Source organism: Cellulosimicrobium marinum, from assembly GCF_020551945.1.
GTDB classification, from domain to species: Bacteria; Actinomycetota; Actinomycetes; order Actinomycetales; family Cellulomonadaceae; genus Cellulosimicrobium; species Cellulosimicrobium marinum.
In genome coordinates this window covers 469,249-487,452 of record NZ_JAJBZH010000003.1, presented here as the reverse complement: position 1 = coordinate 487,452, position 18,204 = coordinate 469,249, and the positions used below count along the sequence as shown (strand labels likewise).

Annotated in this window: 27 protein-coding genes; 25 read left to right on the top strand and 2 right to left on the bottom strand. The window is 71.6% G+C overall.

What is annotated here, in order from left to right:
* The first annotated feature begins 214 nt into the window (after positions 1-214).
* From rplN to LGQ04_RS09305, 20 genes are all read left to right on the top strand, one after another.
* Positions 215-583, top strand: a complete 369-nt coding sequence (gene rplN, locus LGQ04_RS09400; protein WP_021480431.1) for a 50S ribosomal protein L14 — start codon at positions 215-217, stop codon at positions 581-583.
* Between the two features lie 2 nt (positions 584-585).
* Positions 586-927 carry a 50S ribosomal protein L24 gene (rplX, locus tag LGQ04_RS09395; RefSeq protein ID WP_191612729.1) on the top strand — a complete coding sequence of 114 codons (342 nt, stop codon included), beginning with the start codon at positions 586-588 and terminating at the stop codon, positions 925-927.
* On the top strand, positions 927-1,496 hold the full coding sequence (gene rplE, locus LGQ04_RS09390) for a 50S ribosomal protein L5 (protein ID WP_087471317.1): 570 nt from the start codon (positions 927-929) through the stop codon (positions 1,494-1,496). The genes rplX and rplE overlap by 1 nt, the downstream gene beginning before the upstream one ends.
* A gap of 1 nt (position 1,497) precedes the next feature.
* Entirely contained in the window at positions 1,498-1,683 is a 186-nt protein-coding gene (locus LGQ04_RS09385) for a type Z 30S ribosomal protein S14 (RefSeq protein WP_021480434.1), read from the top strand.
* Between the two features lie 81 nt (positions 1,684-1,764).
* On the top strand, positions 1,765-2,163 hold the full coding sequence (gene rpsH, locus LGQ04_RS09380; RefSeq protein WP_229243421.1) for a 30S ribosomal protein S8: 399 nt from the start codon (positions 1,765-1,767) through the stop codon (positions 2,161-2,163).
* Between the two features lie 21 nt (positions 2,164-2,184).
* The gene (gene rplF / locus LGQ04_RS09375) at positions 2,185-2,721 is read left to right on the top strand and encodes a 50S ribosomal protein L6 (RefSeq protein ID WP_229243420.1); all 537 of its coding nucleotides are present in this window, start codon (positions 2,185-2,187) and stop codon (positions 2,719-2,721) included.
* A gap of 2 nt (positions 2,722-2,723) precedes the next feature.
* Complete coding sequence (rplR, locus tag LGQ04_RS09370; protein WP_229243419.1) at positions 2,724-3,095, top strand: 50S ribosomal protein L18; 372 nt, start codon at positions 2,724-2,726, stop codon at positions 3,093-3,095.
* A gap of 40 nt (positions 3,096-3,135) precedes the next feature.
* Positions 3,136-3,789, top strand: a complete 654-nt coding sequence (rpsE, locus tag LGQ04_RS09365) for a 30S ribosomal protein S5 (protein ID WP_229243418.1) — start codon at positions 3,136-3,138, stop codon at positions 3,787-3,789.
* Positions 3,789-3,971 carry a 50S ribosomal protein L30 gene (rpmD, locus tag LGQ04_RS09360; protein WP_021480439.1) on the top strand — a complete coding sequence of 61 codons (183 nt, stop codon included), beginning with the start codon at positions 3,789-3,791 and terminating at the stop codon, positions 3,969-3,971. The genes rpsE and rpmD overlap by 1 nt, the downstream gene beginning before the upstream one ends.
* A gap of 2 nt (positions 3,972-3,973) precedes the next feature.
* Positions 3,974-4,486 (top strand): 50S ribosomal protein L15, encoded by a 513-nt coding sequence (gene rplO / locus LGQ04_RS09355; protein WP_229243417.1) that lies wholly within the window; start codon positions 3,974-3,976, stop codon positions 4,484-4,486.
* 309 nt (positions 4,487-4,795) lie between these two features.
* Complete coding sequence (gene secY / locus LGQ04_RS09350; RefSeq protein WP_229243416.1) at positions 4,796-6,094, top strand: preprotein translocase subunit SecY; 1,299 nt, start codon at positions 4,796-4,798, stop codon at positions 6,092-6,094.
* Complete coding sequence (locus LGQ04_RS09345) at positions 6,091-6,690, top strand: adenylate kinase (RefSeq protein ID WP_267494606.1); 600 nt, start codon at positions 6,091-6,093, stop codon at positions 6,688-6,690. Before secY ends, LGQ04_RS09345 begins: the two co-directional genes overlap by 4 nt.
* 48 nt (positions 6,691-6,738) lie before the next feature.
* Positions 6,739-7,578, top strand: coding sequence for a type I methionyl aminopeptidase (gene map / locus LGQ04_RS09340; RefSeq protein WP_229243415.1), 840 nt, complete (start codon positions 6,739-6,741; stop codon positions 7,576-7,578).
* Between the two features lie 226 nt (positions 7,579-7,804).
* The gene (infA, locus tag LGQ04_RS09335) at positions 7,805-8,026 is read left to right on the top strand and encodes a translation initiation factor IF-1 (protein ID WP_012867920.1); all 222 of its coding nucleotides are present in this window, start codon (positions 7,805-7,807) and stop codon (positions 8,024-8,026) included.
* Positions 8,027-8,128: 102 nt separating this feature from the next.
* A complete protein-coding gene (gene rpmJ / locus LGQ04_RS09330; RefSeq protein ID WP_003956441.1) occupies positions 8,129-8,242 on the top strand; it encodes a 50S ribosomal protein L36 in 114 nt (37 codons plus the stop codon).
* A 219-nt stretch (positions 8,243-8,461) separates the two neighbouring features.
* Positions 8,462-8,836, top strand: a complete 375-nt coding sequence (rpsM, locus tag LGQ04_RS09325; RefSeq protein ID WP_229243414.1) for a 30S ribosomal protein S13 — start codon at positions 8,462-8,464, stop codon at positions 8,834-8,836.
* A gap of 93 nt (positions 8,837-8,929) precedes the next feature.
* The gene (rpsK, locus tag LGQ04_RS09320) at positions 8,930-9,337 is read left to right on the top strand and encodes a 30S ribosomal protein S11 (RefSeq protein ID WP_229243413.1); all 408 of its coding nucleotides are present in this window, start codon (positions 8,930-8,932) and stop codon (positions 9,335-9,337) included.
* 231 nt (positions 9,338-9,568) lie between these two features.
* Entirely contained in the window at positions 9,569-10,588 is a 1,020-nt protein-coding gene (locus tag LGQ04_RS09315) for a DNA-directed RNA polymerase subunit alpha (RefSeq protein WP_229243412.1), read from the top strand.
* A gap of 85 nt (positions 10,589-10,673) precedes the next feature.
* Positions 10,674-11,219, top strand: a complete 546-nt coding sequence (gene rplQ / locus LGQ04_RS09310) for a 50S ribosomal protein L17 (protein WP_229243411.1) — start codon at positions 10,674-10,676, stop codon at positions 11,217-11,219.
* Between the two features lie 138 nt (positions 11,220-11,357).
* Positions 11,358-12,071, top strand: coding sequence for an alpha/beta fold hydrolase (locus LGQ04_RS09305; RefSeq protein ID WP_229243410.1), 714 nt, complete (start codon positions 11,358-11,360; stop codon positions 12,069-12,071).
* Here LGQ04_RS09305 and LGQ04_RS09300 read toward each other — a convergent pair.
* On the bottom strand, positions 12,068-12,829 hold the full coding sequence (locus LGQ04_RS09300) for an ROK family protein (protein ID WP_229243409.1): 762 nt from the start codon (positions 12,827-12,829) through the stop codon (positions 12,068-12,070). The two genes, LGQ04_RS09305 and LGQ04_RS09300, sit on opposite strands and share 4 nt — an antisense overlap.
* A 132-nt stretch (positions 12,830-12,961) precedes the next feature.
* On the opposite strand from LGQ04_RS09300, the gene truA reads away from it, so the two are divergent.
* A complete protein-coding gene (gene truA / locus LGQ04_RS09295; protein WP_229243533.1) occupies positions 12,962-13,858 on the top strand; it encodes a tRNA pseudouridine(38-40) synthase TruA in 897 nt (298 codons plus the stop codon).
* Positions 13,859-13,868: 10 nt separating this feature from the next.
* On the opposite strand, the gene LGQ04_RS09290 is transcribed toward truA, so the two are convergent.
* Positions 13,869-14,267, bottom strand: a complete 399-nt coding sequence (locus tag LGQ04_RS09290) for a DUF5709 domain-containing protein (RefSeq protein WP_229243408.1) — start codon at positions 14,265-14,267, stop codon at positions 13,869-13,871.
* Between the two features lie 96 nt (positions 14,268-14,363).
* Between LGQ04_RS09290 and LGQ04_RS09285 the strand changes: the two genes are divergently transcribed.
* The 4 genes from LGQ04_RS09285 to rpsI all read left to right on the top strand — a co-directional run bounded on the left by LGQ04_RS09285 (position 14,364) and on the right by rpsI (position 18,183).
* Positions 14,364-16,073 (top strand): ABC-F family ATP-binding cassette domain-containing protein, encoded by a 1,710-nt coding sequence (locus LGQ04_RS09285; RefSeq protein ID WP_229243407.1) that lies wholly within the window; start codon positions 14,364-14,366, stop codon positions 16,071-16,073.
* 37 nt (positions 16,074-16,110) lie between these two features.
* Positions 16,111-17,037 (top strand): oxygen-dependent tRNA uridine(34) hydroxylase TrhO, encoded by a 927-nt coding sequence (gene trhO, locus LGQ04_RS09280; protein WP_229243406.1) that lies wholly within the window; start codon positions 16,111-16,113, stop codon positions 17,035-17,037.
* Between the two features lie 169 nt (positions 17,038-17,206).
* Positions 17,207-17,650: a 50S ribosomal protein L13 gene (rplM, locus tag LGQ04_RS09275; RefSeq protein WP_229243405.1), complete on the top strand. Its 444-nt coding sequence runs from the start codon at positions 17,207-17,209 to the stop codon at positions 17,648-17,650.
* 44 nt (positions 17,651-17,694) lie between these two features.
* Positions 17,695-18,183 (top strand): 30S ribosomal protein S9, encoded by a 489-nt coding sequence (rpsI, locus tag LGQ04_RS09270; protein ID WP_229243404.1) that lies wholly within the window; start codon positions 17,695-17,697, stop codon positions 18,181-18,183.
* Positions 18,184-18,204: the final 21 nt, after the last annotated feature.

The following is an 18,204-nucleotide window of genomic DNA, read 5'->3' as shown; positions in this document are numbered from 1 at the left end:
GGCCAGGGTGGGGGCGGGCGGCCCGCCCGCCCGCCACGACCGCTCTCGTGCCGCGCCACCGGTGCGGCAACCAGTGAGGACAGGACGACGCATCCACACGTCGCGCCTGGCCGGTTCACCCGGAGGGATCTCCCGTAGGGACCCGGCACTGACAGCTATCCGTTCGGCAAGGCTCGCCCAGCGGCGAGAACCGGCTCGACGACAGGAGTAATACATGATCCAGCAGGAGTCGCGACTTCGTGTCGCCGACAACACGGGTGCCAAGGAGATCCTCTGCATCCGTGTTCTCGGTGGCTCGGGCCGTCGCTACGCCGGAATCGGCGACGTCATCGTCGCAACCGTCAAGGACGCGATCCCGGGCGGCAACGTGAAGAAGGGCGACGTCGTCAAGGCGGTCGTCGTCCGCACCGCCAAGGAGCGCCGTCGTCCGGACGGTTCCTACATCAAGTTCGACGAGAACGCGGCCGTGATCCTCAAGAACGACGGCGAGCCGCGCGGGACGCGCATCTTCGGTCCCGTCGGTCGTGAGCTGCGCGACAAGCGCTTCATGAAGATCATCTCGCTGGCTCCGGAGGTGCTCTGACCATGGCCAAGATCAAGAAGGGCGACCTCGTCGTCGTCATCGCGGGCAAGGACAAGGGCAAGCAGGGGCGCGTCCTCGAGGTCCTCAAGGACAGCGACCGCCTGGTCGTCGAGGGCGTCCAGCGTGTCACGAAGCACACCAAGGTCGGCCAGTCGCAGCGCGGCACGCGGACCGGTGGCATCGAGACCGTCGAGGCACCGATCCACGTGAGCAACGTGATGGTGGTCGACCCGGAGACCAAGAAGGGCACCCGCGTCGGGTACCGCACCGAAGAGGTCGAGCGTGACGGCCGCAAGCGCACCGTGCGCGTGCGCGTCGCCAAGCGCTCCGGGAAGGACATCTGATGAGCACCGAGATCGTCGCCCCCGAGGTGCCCCGTCTGAAGCAGCGCTACCGCGAGGAGATCGTCGCCGGTCTGCGCGAGGAGTTCGGGCACGAGAACGTCAACCAGGTCGCCCGCGTCACGAAGATCGTCGTGAACATGGGTGTCGGTGACGCCGCCAAGGACTCGAAGCTCATCGAGGGCGCCATCCGCGACCTCTCCGCGATCACCGGCCAGAAGCCGCAGGTGACCAAGGCCCGCAAGTCCATCGCGCAGTTCAAGCTGCGCGAGGGCATGCCGATCGGCGCGCACGTCACGCTGCGCGGCGACCGCATGTGGGAGTTCCTGGACCGTCTCCTGTCGATCGCCCTGCCGCGCATCCGCGACTTCCGCGGCCTCTCGCCCAAGCAGTTCGACGGGCACGGCAACTACACGTTCGGCCTCACGGAGCAGTCGATGTTCCACGAGATCGACCAGGACAAGATCGACCGTGTCCGCGGCATGGACATCACGATCGTGACCACGGCGACGACCGACGACGAGGGCCGCTCCCTGCTGCGCCGTCTCGGTTTCCCCTTCAAGGAGAACTGACATGGCGAAGAAGGCCCTGATCAACAAGGCGGCCGCCAAGCCCAAGTTCGCGGTCCGTGCCTACACCCGGTGCCAGAAGTGCGGCCGTCCGCACTCTGTCTACCGCAAGTTCGGCCTGTGCCGTATCTGCGTGCGCGAGATGGCTCACCGCGGTGAGCTTCCCGGCGTCACCAAGAGCAGCTGGTAACCACTACGTCGTAGGTCCAGGCGGGCCGTGCCGCAGGGCGCGGACCGCCGGGATACCACGGCGAGGAAGGGCAAGAGCCCGATGACGATGACCGACCCGATCGCAGACATGCTCACGCGTCTGCGTAACGCGAACTCGGCGTTCCACGACACGGTGACCATGCCGTACTCGAAGCTGAAGTCGCACATTGCCGAGATCCTCCAGGCCGAGGGCTACATCACCGGCTGGAGCGTCGAGGACGCCCCGGTGGGCAAGAACCTCACCATCCATCTCAAGTACGGCCCGAACCGTGAGCGCAGCCTCGCCGGCGTGCGCCGCGTGTCGAAGCCCGGCCTGCGCAAGTACGTCAAGTCCACGGAGCTGCCGAAGGTGCTCGGTGGCCTGGGTGTGGCGATCCTGTCCACGTCCTCCGGCCTCCTCACCGACAAGCAGGCCGCCACGAAGGGCGTGGGCGGCGAAGTCCTCGCCTACGTCTGGTAATCCCGGAAAGGAGATACGCCAATGTCTCGAATCGGCAAGATCCCCGTTCCGGTCCCGGCCGGCGTGGACGTCACCATCAGCGGCGCGCTCGTGACCGTGAAGGGCCCGAAGGGTTCTCTCGAGCACAACGTGCCCACCCCCATCCAGGTCGCTCAGGAGGACGGCACCCTCGTGGTGTCCCGCCCGAACGACGAGCGCGAGTCCCGCGCGCTGCACGGCCTCACGCGCACCCTCCTGGCGAACATCGTCCAGGGCGTGACGCAGGGCTACGAGAAGAAGCTCGAGATCGTCGGTACCGGGTACCGCGTGACCGCGAAGGGCTCGGACCTCGAGTTCGCCCTCGGGTTCAGCCACCCGGTCGTCGTCACCCCGCCGGCGGGCATCACGTTCGCCGTCGAGAGCCCGACGAAGTTCTCGGTCTCCGGCATCGACAAGCAGCAGGTCGGCGAGGTCGCGGCGAACATCCGCAAGATCCGCAAGCCCGAGCCGTACAAGGGCAAGGGTGTGCGTTACGCCGGCGAGGTCGTCCGCCGCAAGGTCGGAAAGGCTGGTAAGTAACGATGGCTCTGAAGGTTCTCGGCAAGGGCAAGGCCGTCGCGCGTCAGCGCCGCCACCTGCGCCTGCGCAAGAAGATCAAGGGGACCGCCGTCCGCCCGCGCCTCGTGGTGACGCGTTCGACGCGCCACGTCGTGGCGCAGGTCGTGGACGACACGATCGGGCAGACGCTGGCCTCGGCCTCCTCGCTCGAGGCGGACCTCCGGGCGCTCGACGGCGACAAGAGCGCCAAGGCGCGCAAGGTCGGCGAGCTCGTGGCCGAGCGGGCGAAGGCGAAGGGCGTCGAGTCCGTCGTCTTCGACCGCGGCGGCAACAAGTACCACGGTCGGGTCGCTGCGGTCGCCGACGGCGCCCGCGAAGGCGGTCTGGCCCTGTGACGACGCCGACCATCCGTACACGGAAGAAGAGGATCCTCTGATGGCTGCAGGGCAGCGCAGCAACACCGGCGCCCCCACGGGTGCCGCCAACGAGTCCGGCGACCAGAACGCCCGCGGGGGCCGCGACAACCGTCGCGACAACCGCCGTGACGGCCGTCGCGGCGACGCAGCCGAGAAGAACGCCTTCGTCGAGCGCGTCGTCACCATCAACCGCGTCTCCAAGGTCGTCAAGGGCGGCCGTCGCTTCAGCTTCACCGCGCTCGTCGTGGTGGGTGACGGCGACGGGACCGTCGGTGTCGGCTACGGCAAGGCGAAGGAGGTGCCCGCGGCGATCGCCAAGGGTGTCGAGGAGGCCAAGAAGAACTTCTTCAAGGTCCCGCGCATCCAGGGCACCATCCCGCACCCGATCCAGGGTGAGGCCGCCGCCGGCGTCGTCTTCCTGCGTCCGGCCGCGCCGGGTACCGGTGTCATCGCCGGTGGTCCGGTCCGCGCCGTGCTGGAGTGCGCGGGCATCCACGACGTCCTGAGCAAGTCGCTCGGTTCGTCGAACGCGATCAACATCGTGCACGCGACCGTCGAGGCCCTGCGCAACCTGGAGCAGCCCGAGGCTGTCGCCGCGCGCCGTGGCCTCCCGCTCGAGGACGTGGCCCCGGCCGCGCTCCTGCGTGCCCGTGCCGCGGGGGTGAACGCCTGATGGCCAGGCTCAAGGTGACCCAGACGAAGTCCGCCATCGGCGGCAAGCAGAACCAGCGCGACACGCTGCGCACTCTGGGCCTCAAGCGGATCGGCGACACCGCCGTGAAGGAGGACCGCCCGGAGATCCGCGGCATGGTCGCGACGGTGGCGCACCTCGTCACCGTTGAGGAGGTCGAGTGACCATGGCTGAGAAGGCCACGAAGGACACCGCCGCCAAGGCTCCCGCGAAGGCTGCGGCCGAGCAGGAGCAGGGTGGCGCGCTGAAGATGCACCACCTGCGTCCTGCCCCCGGCGCCAAGAAGGCCAAGACCCGCGTGGGTCGTGGTGAGGCGTCGAAGGGTAAGACGGCGGGCCGCGGTACCAAGGGTACGAAGGCTCGCTACCAGGTGCCCGAGCGCTTCGAGGGCGGGCAGATGCCTCTGCACATGCGCCTGCCGAAGCTGCGCGGGTTCAAGAACCCGTTCCGCACCGAGTACCAGGTCGTCAACCTGGACAAGCTCGCGGCGCTGTACCCCGAGGGTGGCTCCGTCACCGTCGAGGACCTCGTCGCGAAGGGCGCGGTCCGCAAGGGCCAGCCCGTGAAGGTGCTGGGCACGGGCGAGATCACCGTCAAGCTCGAGGTGGCGGTCGACGCCCTCTCGGGTTCGGCTCGCGAGAAGATCCTCGCGGCCGGCGGTTCGGTCTCGGAGGACTGACCAGACGGACAGGGCCGGTGGCGCGCACGCGCCGTCGGCCCTGTCCGCGTCTCGGGGGAGCTCCCCGGCACGGACCGCCGTCCCGTCCGGCAGCGGGGCGCGGTTAGACTTCCCGTCGGTCCGTCGTCGGCGTCATCGCGGACGGCCGACCGACACCGGTGCAGGGCCCGACCGTCCGGTCGGCGGACACCGGTTTGCCGTTCGACGCGGCGCAACGGTTAGGGTGCCTCTTGGCGCCGGTGCCGTGCGTCACACCTCGCCGGGCCTCTCGGCGACACGAGATCCCGCCTCGGCGGGCCAGGAGGATAGGTGCTCAGCGCATTCGCCCGGGCTTTCCGGACGCCTGACCTGCGGCGCAAGCTGCTGTTCACGATCGCGATCATGGCGATCTTCCGTGTGGGTTCGTTCATCCCCTCGCCGGGAGTCGACTACCCCAACGTCCAGCAGTGCATCGCGGAGACCGCGGACGGCAACGATCTGCTCGGGCTCGTGAACCTCTTCAGCGGCGGGGCACTCCTGCAGCTGTCGATCTTCGCGCTCGGGATCATGCCGTACATCACCGCGAGCATCATCGTGCAGCTCCTGCGCGTCGTCATCCCTCGCTTCGAGGCGCTCCACAAGGAGGGCCAGTCGGGCCAGGCGAAGCTCACGCAGTACACGCGGTACCTGACGATCGCGCTCGCGATCCTGCAGTCGACGACCGTCATCACGACGGCGCGCAACGGCCTGCTCTTCCAGGGGTGCTCGGTCGAGGTGATCCCCGACGGCAGCTTCGTCACGATGGCCCTCATGGTCGTCACCATGACGGCCGGCACGGGTCTGATCATGTGGCTGGGCGAGCTCATCACCGAGCGCGGTGTCGGCAACGGCATGTCGCTGCTGATCTTCACGTCCATCGCGGCGAGCTTCCCGACCGCGCTGTGGTCGATCGCCGGTGGTGCGAACGGCCCGGTGAACTTCATCATCATGGTCGCGGTGATCGTCGTGGTCATCGGCCTCGTGGTCTTCGTCGAGCAGTCGCAGCGCCGCGTGCCGGTCCAGTACGCGAAGCGCATGGTCGGTCGTCGCATGTACGGCGGCTCGAGCACCTACATCCCGATCAAGATCAACATGGCGGGTGTCATCCCGGTGATCTTCGCGGCCTCGTTGCTCGCGGTCCCGGGTCTGATCGCGCAGTTCGGCGACCAGACGTCCGACTGGGTCGTCTGGGTGAGCACGAACCTCGCCGACCCGGCGGCGCCGCTGCACATCGCGCTCTACGTCGCGATGATCCTGTTCTTCTGCTTCTTCTACACGGCGATCACGTTCAACCCGGACGAGGTCGCGGACAACATGAAGAAGTACGGCGGCTTCATCCCCGGCATCCGTGCCGGGCGCCCGACCGCCGAGTACCTCGACTACGTCATCACCCGCATCACGTCCGCGGGCTCCATCTATCTCGCGCTCGTCGCACTGCTGCCGACGCTGGTCCTCATCGGGCTCGGCGTGAGCACGAACATCCCGTTCGGCGGCTCCTCGATCCTCATCGTGGTGGGCGTCGGCCTGGAGACGGTCAAGCAGATCGACTCCCAGCTGCAGCAGCGCCACTACGAAGGGTTCCTCCGTTGAGCAACGCCTCCCGTCCGTCGCACGTGCGCCTCGTCATCATGGGTCCCCAGGGGGCCGGCAAGGGCACGCAGGCGTCGCGGCTCGCCGAGCGCTACGAGATCCCCGCGATCTCGACGGGCGACATCTTCCGCGCCAACATCAAGGGCGGCACGGAGCTCGGCCGGCTGGCGCAGGAGTACTCGGCGAAGGGCGAGCTGGTGCCCGACTCGGTGACGAACGCGATGGTGCGCGACCGCCTGGGCCAGGACGACGTCGCTCGCGGCTTCATCCTCGACGGCTACCCCCGCAACGCGGCACAGGTCACGGAGCTGGACGCGATCCTCGGTGACCTCGGCTGGTCGCTGGACGGGGTGGTCGAGCTCGCCGCGGACCGCGACGAGCTCCTGGCCCGTCTCGCGAAGCGTGCCGAGATCGAGGGCCGCGAGGACGACACGGAGGAGGCGATCGCGCGCCGCCTCGACATCTACGCGGAGCAGACCGCCCCGCTGACGTCCGCCTACGCCGAGCGCGACCTGCTGGTCCGTGTGGACGGCATGGGCGACGTCGACGAGGTCACGGGCCGCATCGAGTCGGCCCTCGCGCCGGTGGTCGCCTGACGCTCGGCCCTGGACGGCGGGAGGCCGTCGGGGACGGGAGGGAGCACGGTGTTCGGTCGCGAGCGCATCGAGTACAAGTCGCCTGACCAGGTGCGGTCCATGCGACGTGCGGGCCTGGTCGTGGACCGTGCGCTGCGCACGGTGCAGGAGTCGGTGCGGCCGGGCATGACGACGGGCGACCTCGACGAGCTCGCGGCCGCCGTCATCGCGGACGCCGGGGCGACGCCGTCCTTCCTCGGCTACGAGGGTTTCCCGGCGACCATCTGCGTGTCGGTGAACGACGAGGTCGTGCACGGCATCCCGGGAGGTCGTGAGCTCCTGGCGGGCGACGTCGTCTCGGTCGACTGCGGTGCGGTCGTGGACGGCTGGCACGGCGACGCCGCGGTGTCGTTCGTGCTCGGTGACGCGGACCCGGCGGACGCCGCGCTGGTCGAGGCCACGCGGCGGGCGATGTGGGACGGGATTGCCGCGCTCGCCTCGGTGGAGCGTCTGGGGGACGTGGGCGCCGCGGTCGAGGACTCGGTCCGTGCGACGGGGGAGCGCGACGGTGCCGTGTACGGCATCGTCGAGGAGTACGTGGGGCACGGGATCGGTTCGGCGATGCACCAGCCGCCGGACGTGCCGAACTACCGGACGCGCGAGCGGGGTCCCCGGTTGCGCCCGGGCATGTGCCTCGCCGTGGAGCCGATGCTCACGCGGGGCGAGCACCTGACGCAGGTGTGCGAGGACGACTGGACGGTCGTCACGGACGACGGGTCGCGCGCGGCCCACTGGGAGCACAGCGTCGCGATCCTCGAGGGCGGCATCTGGGTGCTCACGGCGGCCGACGGCGGCGCGGAGGAGCTGGCCGCCCGAGGCGTGCGGATCACCGCGCTCGACGGGGTGTGAGGCCGGCGGGGGAGGTGGACGTCTCACCGTGCGTGTTTCCCGTCCCTTGCTCCATGCCGTAGGATGGTCCGTTGGGTGTAGTCCGTGTTCACCGATGCGCCCGGTCGGGTGGCCTCCGGGTCGGCGACCGGCGTCGACGCGCGGCTCCACACTTCACTCCACGCGCGCAGGTCCTCGGTCCTTCGCGCGTGGGACCGAGCAGTTCAGACGAGAGTTAGCGGAGGACATGGCAAAGAAGGACGGTGTCATCGAGATCGAGGGCAGCGTGGTCGAGGCCCTGCCGAACGCGATGTTCCGCGTGGAGCTGGCCAACGGGCACAAGGTTCTCGCGCACATCTCGGGCAAGATGCGCCAGCACTACATCCGGATCCTCCCCGAGGACCGCGTCGTGGTCGAGCTGAGCCCGTACGACCTGTCCCGCGGCCGGATCGTCTACCGCTACAAGTAGTCGTCGCCACGCGTCCATCACTCAACCAGCCGCCGCCTTCGCGGAGGGCCGGCCCGTCCGGCCCGTCCCGCTCGGGGGCGGAGCACCATCGAGGGAACACTGATGAAGGTCAAGCCCAGCGTCAAGAAGATCTGCGACAAGTGCAAGGTGATCCGCCGGCACGGTCGCGTCATGGTGATCTGCGACAACCTGCGGCACAAGCAGCGCCAGGGCTGAGTCCCTCGCTGCGCCACGGGTGACGGCCCTCGGGCCGGGTCACCGGGGAGTCCCCGCCGACGGCGGGAGCCCACCAGCGCACCACCACGAACCTGCGAGCAGGCCGCGCGAGCGGCCCGACGGCGCAGGGGAACCCTCGGCTCGGAGGCCGGGGCCCGCGGGGACGCGGGAGGGCGGTGCGGCAGACCTCCGAACGAAGTACGAGGAGCCGAAAGGCACATGGCACGTCTCATCGGCGTCGACCTCCCCCGCGACAAGCGGCTCGAGGTTGCGCTCACCTACATCTTCGGCGTCGGCCGCACGCGCGCCCAGCAGACGCTGGCCGCGACGGGCATCAGCCCCGACGCCCGCGTGAAGGACCTCGGCGACGCCGAGCTCGTCGCGCTCCGTGACTACCTCGAGGGCAACTACAAGCTCGAGGGTGACCTCCGTCGTGAGGTGGCCGCCGACATCCGCCGCAAGGTCGAGATCGGTACCTACCAGGGCCTGCGCCACCGCCGCGGCCTTCCCGTGCGCGGTCAGCGCACGAAGACCAACGCGCGCACCCGCAAGGGCCCGAAGCGCACCGTGGCCGGCAAGAAGAAGGCCCGCTAAGCAGCAGTCCGCCGTGCGGGCCCGAGCCGACGCCCGACGTCGCGCCGCCCGCCGCCGCGGTCCGACCACCTCAGACCAGGAGAAGAACAGCACATGCCTCCCAAGACTCGCGCTGCCGCCGGTTCGCGCAAGCCGCGCCGCAAGGACAGGAAGAACGTCCCCCACGGCCAGGCGCACATCAAGAGCACCTTCAACAACACGATCGTCTCGATCACCGACCCGACGGGCGCCGTGATCGCCTGGGCGTCGGCCGGGCACGTGGGCTTCAAGGGCTCCCGCAAGTCCACGCCGTTCGCGGCCCAGCTCGCCGCGGAGTCCGCGGCGCGCCGCGCCCAGGAGCACGGCGTGAAGAAGGTCGACGTCTTCGTCAAGGGCCCGGGTTCCGGTCGTGAGACCGCGATCCGCTCCCTCCAGGCCACGGGCCTCGAGGTCGGCTCGATCCAGGACGTGACGCCGCAGGCGCACAACGGCTGCCGTCCGCCGAAGCGTCGCCGCGTCTGAGCTTCTCGTCGTCGGCTCGCCCGCCGTCGACGGGTCCGTGGGTGCCTCGCGCACACCGGGGTCCCGTCGGCGGCAGCGGTCCGTCCGGCCTCCGGCCCGACGGTCCGGCCGACGGCACCCTTCCCGGACGGGTGGACCGAGTCCCGTCCGGGGCCCGCGCGTCGCAGGCGCGCACCTCGCCCTGAACCGTGCAGCGTCATATGGCGGACGCTCACCGAAAGGAAACCACCAGTGCTGATCGCACAGCGCCCCACCTTGACCGAAGAGGTCATCTCGGAGAACCGTTCGCGCTTCTCCATCGAGCCGCTGGAGCCGGGCTTCGGCTACACGCTCGGCAACTCGCTGCGTCGCACGCTGCTGTCGTCCATCCCGGGCGCGGCGGTCACCTCCATCCGCATCGACGGTGTGCTCCACGAGTTCACCACCGTGCCGGGTGTGAAGGAGGACGTCACCGAGATCATCCTCAACATCAAGAACCTCGTCGTCTCCTCGGAGAACGACGAGCCCGTCGTGATGTACCTGCGCAAGCAGGGCGCTGGCGCGGTCACCGCTGCGGACATCGTCCCGCCGGCGGGCGTGGAGGTCCACAACACCGACCTGCACATCGCCACCCTGAACGACAAGGGCAAGCTCGAGATCGAGCTGACGGTCGAGCGCGGCCGCGGCTACGTCTCGGCGTCGCAGAACAAGATGTTCGACGCCGAGATCGGCCGCATCCCGGTCGACTCGATCTACTCGCCGGTCCTCAAGGTGACCTACAAGGTCGAGGCGACCCGTGTCGAGCAGCGCACGGACTTCGACAAGCTCGTCGTGGACGTCGAGGCGAAGCCGGCGATCACGCCGCGCGACGCTCTCGCGTCCGCGGGCAAGACGCTCGTCGAGCTGTTCGGCCTGGCCCGTGAGCTCAACGTCGAGGCCGAGGGCATCGAGATCGGCCCGTCGCCGACGGACGCGGCCCTGGCCGCCGACCTGGCGCTGCCGATCGAGGAGCTCAACCTCACGATCCGCTCGTACAACTGCCTCAAGCGCGAGGGCATCCACCAGGTGGGCGAGCTCGTCGCGCGCAGCGAGGCGGACCTGCTGGACATCCGCAACTTCGGTGCGAAGTCCATCAACGAGGTGAAGGAGAAGCTCGCCGAGCTGGGCCTGTCCCTCAAGGACTCGCCGCTCGACTTCGACCCGACCGCCGCCGCGTACTACGACGGCGACGAGGGCGAGCCGACGTTCTCGGACACCGAGCAGCAGTACTGAGCCTGCGGCAGCCGGCGACTCCCACACCTTCTAGCGCGCCCCGGGCCGGTCCCGGGCCGCGACCACTTCCCAAGGAGCACATCCCATGCCTACCCCCACCAAGGGCCCGCGGCTCGGCGGTGGCCCGGCTCACGAGCGCCTGATCCTCGCGAACCTGTCCACGCAGCTCTTCGAGCACGGCCGCATCACGACCACGGAGACGAAGGCCAAGCGTCTGCGTCCGCTGGCCGAGCGACTCATCACGTTCGCGAAGCGTGGCGACCTGCACGCGCGCCGTCGCGTCCTGCGCGTCGTGCGCGACAAGTCCGTGGTGCACACGCTGTTCACCGAGATCGCCCCGCAGATGGCGGAGCGTGACGGCGGCTACACGCGCATCACGAAGGTCGGCACCCGCAAGGGCGACAACGCGCCCCTGGCGGTCATCGAGCTCGTGACCGAGCCGGTCAGCCCGAAGCAGGCCGTCGTCCGTGAGGCCGAGAAGGCCGCGGAGAAGGCGAGCAAGAAGAAGGCCGACAAGCCGGCGAAGAAGGACGACGCTCCGGTCGAGGACGCGCCCGTCGACGAGACTCCGGTCGAGGACGCGCCCGTCGAGGCCGCCGACGAGCAGGCCGAGGAGAAGAAGGAGGCCTGAGCCTCCTCCTCTCGTTCGCAGGGCCCGGGACCGCATGGTCCCGGGCCCTGCGGCGTCTCCCGGCCGGGCGCCGTCGTGCGACCGATGGGCCTGGTGCCTAGGGTCGAGGACGTGCCGGCCTCTCGTGTCCTCCCACCCGTGCTGCTCGTGCACGGGTCGCGCACGTCGCGCACGATGTGGCGGGGGCAGCAGGTCGCGCTGGACCGTGCGGGGGTCCGGTCGCTCGCGGTGGACCTTCCCGGTCATGGCGCGCGCCGGGGGCAGAGGTTCTCGCTCGACGGCGCGGTCGAGTCGGTGGGAGCCGGGCTGTCCGAGCTCGGCGGCCCGGCGGTCGTCGTCGGCCTGTCGCTCGGGGGGTACGTCGCGGTGGAGTCGCGTGCCCGGTGGCCGGAGCGGGTCCGTGGGCTCGTGGCGGCCGGGTGCTCCACCGTGCCGACGACCCGCCTGCGCGGGGCGTGGCTCCGGGCGGCGCGCGGGATCGAACGGCTCCCCGACGGCGGGGCGGCCCTGAACCAGGCTCTGGTGGACCGGGCGATGGACGCGCGGGCGGCGGCGGACCTGGGCGCCGGCGGGTTCGCGCTGGACGTGATGAGCGCGATCCTCGACGAGATGGCGCGCGCGGACCCGCTCGCCGCGCTGGCGGCCACGGACAGCCCGGTGTGGATCGTGAACGGCCGATGGGACCACTTCAGGACGGGCGAGCGGGCTTTCGTGGCGGCCGCTCGTCGGGGTGGCGCCCGGACACGCCTGGTGGTGGTGCCCGGGGCGCGGCACCTGGTGAGCCTGGACCGTCCGGTCGCGTTCTCCCGCGTGCTGCTCGAGGCGGTCCGGGACGTCGCGACGGCCCGCTAGGCCGGGGGGAGGTCCCAGGCGCGCGCCCCGCCCACGAGGGCGGCGGAGTTCGGCACGACGACGACGTCGTCGCCGAGCCGGTCGAGGACGGCCGGGGTGATCCGGCGGGAGTTCCCGCCTCCGAGGTAGAGGCGGTCCCACCAGAACACGGGCCGTAGGCCGGTGACGACGGTGAGGACGCGCCGCGACCACAGGGCGTCGCCGAGCCTGCGTCGCTCGGGCTCGCCCACGTAGGCGTCGTAGCTGGTGCCGCGTCGCACCGGGGCACGGGACCACTCGAGGTGGGGCGCGAGGCGGCCGCCGTGGAAGAGGGCAGAGCCCAGCCCGGTGCCGAGGGTGAGGACGAGCTCGAGCCCGGTCGCGGCGACGACCCCGGCGCCGTGGACCTCCGCGTCGTTGAGCACGAGGGCGGGGACGCCGAGGCGCGCTCCGACGGCGGCCTGCACGTCGAAGCTGGACCACGCCTCGACGAGCGCGGGGTCGACGCGGGTGCGAGGGCCGTTGCGCGTGACGTAGTGCGGCGTGTGGACGACGACGCCCCGGCGGATCATCCCCGGCATCCCGACGGTCACGCGGTCGGCGCGGGGGAGTCGCGCCGCGAGGTCCGCGACCGTCTCGACGAGCCGGTCGGGCGGCAGGGGATACGGCGTGGGGACACGGACGGCGGAGGCGTGGGCCGTGCCGGGCGCGTCGAGGACGTTCGCCTTGATGCCGCCCCCGCCGCAGTCGACGGCGAGGGTGCGCAGGTCCGCGGTCATGGCTCGCAGCGTAGGTACGGCGCCGGTCGGGCGCACGGGAGCGCCGTCGGGCGGTCCCGCCCGGCGCGTCCGTGGCGGGTACCGTGATCTCCCGTGACCAGCCCGACGTCCGCCGTCCCCTCACCCGCCGGTGTGCCCGACGGCGCCCCCACGCCCGGGACGGTCCGGGTGCGGCTGGACCTCGCCTACCAGGGGACGCGGTTCGCGGGCTGGGCCCGCCAGCCCGCCCTGCGCACCGTGCAGGGCGCGCTGGAGGACGGCCTCGCGACGCTGCTGCGCGGCGCCGCGCCCCGGCTCACGGTCGCGGGCCGCACCGACGCGGGCGTGCACGCGCGCGGCCAGGTCGCGCACGTCGATCTCCCGCAGGACCGGTGGGACGCGCTGCCCGGCCGGTCAGACCGGGCACCGGGGGACGCGCTCGTCGCCCGCCTCGCCGGGGTGCTGCCGGGCGACGTCGTGGTGCACCGGGCCGCACTCGCCCCGGCCGGGTTCGACGCGCGGTTCTCGGCCCTGCACCGCGCGTACACCTACCGGGTCGCGGACGACCCCGCGCTGCGCGACCCGCTGCGGCGCGAGTGGACGCTGTGGAACCGCAGGCCCCTCGACGTCGACGCCATGGACGCGGCGGTGCGCCCCCTCCTGGGGGTGCGCGACTTCGCCGCGTTCTGCAAGCCGCGCCCCGGCGCCACGACGATCCGCGAGCTCCAGCACCTGTCCTGGTCGCGGCCGGTCGACGGTCCCGACGCGGGGCTCGTCGTCGCGCGCGTCCGCGCGGACGCGTTCTGCCACAACATGGTGCGCGCGCTGGTCGGCGCGTCGCTCGCGGTGGGCGAGGGACGGCGCGACGTCGCGTGGCCGGCCGCGCTCCTGGCGAGCCGACGGCGCGACGGAGGGGCCGGCGTCGTCCCCGCGCACGGGCTCGTGCTGGAGGAGGTCACCTACCCGCCCGACGCGGAGCTCGCGCTCCGCGCGGAACAGATCCGTGCGGTCCGGAACGAGGAGGACGTCTGGGACGACGGCACTCCGTGACGTCGAGGGCTCAGGGCTCCTCGACCACGTGCACCGCCGCCTCCTCGGCGCTCGCGCCCGCACCGGAGATGCCCTCGTCCTGCCCGTAGGTGTCGTTCTGCCGACCGTCGAGGGCGTCGGCGTCGGCCACGAGGCGGCCTGCGCGCGACGTGTCGGGCCGGTCGAGAGGGTCGCTCTCCCACTCGTCCGGCTCCTCCTCGGCGAGACGCTGGTCCAGGGTCTCGCCGTGGACCTCCTCCCACGGCGTCTCCCCGAAGTGGTTCTTCCGGTCGCGGTCGGGCGGGGAGTACCCCTCGTCGAGGACGTCGTCGACGCCGCGGTCGAGCAGCGTGTCCTCGGCCTGGAGCTGGTCGTTGTCGCCCTCGGCCCCGGTCTCCGGGTCGGGGCTGGTGCCCGTCGTGTCGCTCATGCCCCCACCGTCGCACCTCACGCGGCCGGTCGCAGCGCGACCGCGCCGCACGAAAGGACGTGACCCCGACCCCGCCGGTGGGGGACCATGCGGGACGTGGGCCACCTCGACATCTCCGACGTCACGTACCACCTGCCCGACGGCCGCACGCTCCTCGACGCGGTGAGCCTGCGGGTCGGCGACGGGGCGCGCGTCGCGCTCGTCGGGCCTAACGGGGTGGGCAAGTCCACCTTGCTGCGGATCGTCACGGGCGACCTCGCCCCGCACGGCGGGACGGTCGCCCGCAGCGGCGGCCTCGGCGTCATGCGCCAGCAGCTCGCCCGCGGTGACGACGAGCGCACCGTGCGCGACCTGCTCGTCGACCTCGCGCCCGCCGCCGTCCGGGACGCGGCGCGCGAGCTCGCCGCGGCCGAGCACGACATCATGACCGTCGACGACACGGCGGCGCAGATGCGGTATGCGCAGGCGCTCGCCGACTGGGCGGACGTCGGCGGGTACGACGCCGAGACCGCGTGGGACCAGGTGACCGACGAGGTGCTGTCCGTCCCGTTCGAGAAGGCCCAGTGGCGCGACCTGCGCACCCTCTCGGGCGGGGAGCAGAAGCGGCTCGCCCTCACGACGCTCCTCGCCGGCCCCGAGCAGGTGCTCCTGCTCGACGAGCCGGACAACGCGCTCGACGTGCCGACGAAGCGCTGGCTCGAGGACCGGCTCGTCGCGTCGCCGAAGTCGGTGCTGTACGTCTCCCACGACCGCGAGCTGCTCGCACGGACCGCGACGCAGGTCGCGACCCTCGAGCCCACGCCGGGCGGCGGCACGGTCTGGGTGCACGGCGGCGGCTTCGCGACGTACGCGCAGGCGCGCGCCGACCGGCGCGAGCGGCTCGCCGAGCTCGCCCGCCGGTGGGAGGAGGAGCGCCGCAAGCTCGTCGAGCTGGTGCAGACGCTCAAGGCGAAGGCCGCGTTCAACGACGGGCTCGCCAGCCGCTACCAGGCTGCGCGCACGCGCCTGCGGAAGTTCGAGGAGGCGGGCCCGCCGGAGGTGCTCTCGCGCGAGCAGCGCGTCACGGTGCGGCTGACGGGCGGGCGCACCGCCAAGCGCGCCGTCACGTGCCACGACCTCGGGCTCACGGGGCTCCTGCGACCGTTCGACCTCGAGGTGTTCTTCGGCGAGCGCGTCGCCGTGCTCGGGTCGAACGGGTCGGGCAAGTCCCACCTCCTGCGGCTGCTCGCCGCGGGCGGTACGGACCCCGAGCCCGGCACCGTGCCCGACGCCGCGCCGTCGGCCCCGGGGCCCCGCGCACCGGGGGACCCGGCGCCCGTCGCGCACACGGGCCGCGCCGTGCTCGGGTCGCGCGTGCGCCCTGGCTGGTTCGCGCAGAACCACGACCACCCCGGCCTGCGCGGCCGAACGCTGCTCGAGATCCTGCACCGAGGCGAGGGCGACCGCGCCGGGATGGGCCGTGAAGCGGCGAGCCGCGCGCTGGACCGGTACGAGCTCGTCGGGCAGGCGGAGCAGCGGTTCGAGTCGCTCTCCGGCGGCCAGCAGGCCCGCTTCCACGTCCTGCTCCTGGAGCTCGCCGGCTCGACGCTGCTGCTGCTCGACGAGCCGACCGACAACCTCGACCTGCACTCCGCCGAGGCGCTCGAGGCCGGGCTCGCCGCGTTCGAGGGCACGGTCCTGGCCGTGACGCACGACCGCTGGTTCGCGCGCGGGTTCGACCGGTTCCTCCTCGTCGGCGCCGACGGCCGGGTCGTCGAGACGCCCGAGCCGGTGTGGGACGTCGAGCGCGTGGCGCGCCCGCGCTGAGGGTGGGGCGTGCGGGGACGGTCTTTATCCTGGGGCCATGGCCGTCCACAAGATCGTGCTGTTCTACGCCTTCACGCCGCTGCCCGACCCGCGCGCGGTCCAGCTCTGGCAGCTCGCGCTCGCCGAGCGGTGGGGCCTGAGGGGCCGTGTCGTGGTGTCGCCGCACGGGATCAACGCCACGCTGGGCGGCACCGTCGAGGACCTCAAGCAGTACGTGAAGACGACGCGGCGCTACCCCGGGTTCGAGGGGACCGACGTGAAGTGGTCCGACGGGACGGGCCGCGACTTCCCGCGCCTGTCCGTGAAGGTCCGGGACGAGCTCGTGGCGTTCGGCGCGGCGGACGAGCTCGTCGTGGACGAGCGCGGGGTCGTCGACGGGGGAGAGCGGCTGAGCCCGCAGGACCTGCACGACCTCGTGGCGCGGCGGGGCGACGACGTGGTGATGTTCGACGGCCGGAACGCGTTCGAGGCGGCGATCGGGCGGTTCCGCGGTGCGGTGGTCCCGGACGTCGCGACGACGCGGGACTTCGTGGCCGAGATCGACTCGGGCCGGTACGACGACCTCAAGCAGCGCCCGGTGGTCACGTACTGCACGGGCGGCGTCCGGTGCGAGGTGCTCTCGGCGCTGCTGCGGCGACGGGGGTTCGAGGAGGTGTACCAGCTCGACGGCGGGGTGGTGCGCTACGGCGAGGCGTTCGGCTCCGAGGGCCTGTGGGACGGGGAGCTGTACGTGTTCGACGGCCGGATGAACGTGCCGCTGGGCCCGGGGTCGGCGCCGCTGGGGGAGTGCACGACGTGCGGTGCCGCGACGGGCGCGTACACGAACTGCGCGGACCCGGGCTGCCGCACGCTGCGGCTGTTCTGCGGGGCGTGCACGGAGGCGGCGCGCGCGGAGCGCTGCCCGGTGTGCGTCGAGGCGCGGCCCGACCTCCCCGCTTTGACCGGACCCGGCGTGCCCGGGTAACCTGGTGAGTCGTTGTGCTCATCTCACGACACCCGTGTCGCTAGCGCGCCCACTCGCTGCCGGCCCAGGAGCGGGTGTCGATCGAGCCCGCCGCGCAACGACACGCCCTCTCGGCCGCCCGCTTCAGCAGCCGACGAAGACACACCTGACAGAAACGAAGGCTACGACCGTGCGTACGTACACCCCGAAGCCCGGCGACGTCCAGCAGGACTGGTACGTCATCGACGCTACCGACGTCGTCCTGGGCCGCCTGGCCAGCCACGTGGCCACCCTGCTGCGCGGCAAGCACAAGCCGACCTTCGCTCCGCACGTCGACGGCGGTGACTTCGTCATCGTCATCAACGCCGACAAGGTCGCCCTCAGCGGCAACAAGCGCGAGCAGAAGATGGCCTACAACCACTCCGGCTACCCGGGTGGTCTGCGTGCCGTCGCGTACGGCGACCTGCTCGACAAGCACCCTGAGCGTGCCGTCGAGAAGGCCGTGCGCGGCATGCTCCCGAAGACGAGCCTCGGCCGTGCGCAGCTCGGCAAGCTCAAGGTCTACGCGGGCGCCGAGCACCCGCACGCCGCTCAGCAGCCGAAGCCGTTCGAGATCACCCAGGTCGCGCAGTAATCGCCCCCGGGCGACGCCGACAGAGAGACGCGAGGACACACACCGTGGCCGAGACCACCGTCGACACCGACACGCTGGGTGACGAGACCCCCAGCAGCTACACCTCCGAGTCCGCTGCCCCCACGGGCCGCGGCCAGAGCATCACCGCCCCCGGCCAGGCCCTGGGCCGCCGCAAGGAGGCGGTCGCCCGCGTCCGCCTCATCCCGGGCACGGGCCAGTGGAAGATCAACGGGCGCACGCTCGAGGACTACTTCCCGAACAAGGTCCACCAGCAGCTCGTGAACTCCCCGCTGAAGCTGGTCGACGTCGAGGGCCGCTTCGACGTCGTCGCCCGCATCTCCGGTGGGGGCACCTCGGGCCAGGCCGGCGCGCTGCGCCTCGGCATCGCGCGCGCGCTCAACGCGATCGACGCCGAGAGCAACCGCCCCGCTCTGAAGAAGGCCGGCTTCCTGACGCGCGACGCCCGCGTGGTCGAGCGCAAGAAGGCCGGGCTCAAGAAGGCCCGCAAGGCCCCGCAGTACTCCAAGCGCTGATCCTCAGCGTGTGACGTCGGC

What these genes read in the sequence shown, in the direction of transcription:
- rplN (WP_021480431.1), top strand. Translation starts at nt 215, where the DNA reads ATGATCCAGCAGGAGTCGCGACTTCGTGTCGCCGACAACACGGGTGCC.
- rplX (WP_191612729.1), top strand. Translation starts at nt 586, where the DNA reads ATGGCCAAGATCAAGAAGGGCGACCTCGTCGTCGTCATCGCGGGCAAG.
- rplE (WP_087471317.1), top strand. Translation starts at nt 927, where the DNA reads ATGAGCACCGAGATCGTCGCCCCCGAGGTGCCCCGTCTGAAGCAGCGC.
- LGQ04_RS09385 (WP_021480434.1), top strand. Translation starts at nt 1,498, where the DNA reads ATGGCGAAGAAGGCCCTGATCAACAAGGCGGCCGCCAAGCCCAAGTTC.
- rpsH (WP_229243421.1), top strand. Translation starts at nt 1,765, where the DNA reads ATGACGATGACCGACCCGATCGCAGACATGCTCACGCGTCTGCGTAAC.
- rplF (WP_229243420.1), top strand. Translation starts at nt 2,185, where the DNA reads ATGTCTCGAATCGGCAAGATCCCCGTTCCGGTCCCGGCCGGCGTGGAC.
- rplR (WP_229243419.1), top strand. Translation starts at nt 2,724, where the DNA reads ATGGCTCTGAAGGTTCTCGGCAAGGGCAAGGCCGTCGCGCGTCAGCGC.
- rpsE (WP_229243418.1), top strand. Translation starts at nt 3,136, where the DNA reads ATGGCTGCAGGGCAGCGCAGCAACACCGGCGCCCCCACGGGTGCCGCC.
- rpmD (WP_021480439.1), top strand. Translation starts at nt 3,789, where the DNA reads ATGGCCAGGCTCAAGGTGACCCAGACGAAGTCCGCCATCGGCGGCAAG.
- rplO (WP_229243417.1), top strand. Translation starts at nt 3,974, where the DNA reads ATGGCTGAGAAGGCCACGAAGGACACCGCCGCCAAGGCTCCCGCGAAG.
- infA (WP_012867920.1), top strand. Translation starts at nt 7,805, where the DNA reads ATGGCAAAGAAGGACGGTGTCATCGAGATCGAGGGCAGCGTGGTCGAG.
- rpmJ (WP_003956441.1), top strand. Translation starts at nt 8,129, where the DNA reads ATGAAGGTCAAGCCCAGCGTCAAGAAGATCTGCGACAAGTGCAAGGTG.
- rpsM (WP_229243414.1), top strand. Translation starts at nt 8,462, where the DNA reads ATGGCACGTCTCATCGGCGTCGACCTCCCCCGCGACAAGCGGCTCGAG.
- rpsK (WP_229243413.1), top strand. Translation starts at nt 8,930, where the DNA reads ATGCCTCCCAAGACTCGCGCTGCCGCCGGTTCGCGCAAGCCGCGCCGC.
- rplQ (WP_229243411.1), top strand. Translation starts at nt 10,674, where the DNA reads ATGCCTACCCCCACCAAGGGCCCGCGGCTCGGCGGTGGCCCGGCTCAC.
- LGQ04_RS09300 (WP_229243409.1), bottom strand. Translation starts at nt 12,829, where the DNA reads ATGACCGCGGACCTGCGCACCCTCGCCGTCGACTGCGGCGGGGGCGGC.
- LGQ04_RS09290 (WP_229243408.1), bottom strand. Translation starts at nt 14,267, where the DNA reads ATGAGCGACACGACGGGCACCAGCCCCGACCCGGAGACCGGGGCCGAG.
- trhO (WP_229243406.1), top strand. Translation starts at nt 16,111, where the DNA reads ATGGCCGTCCACAAGATCGTGCTGTTCTACGCCTTCACGCCGCTGCCC.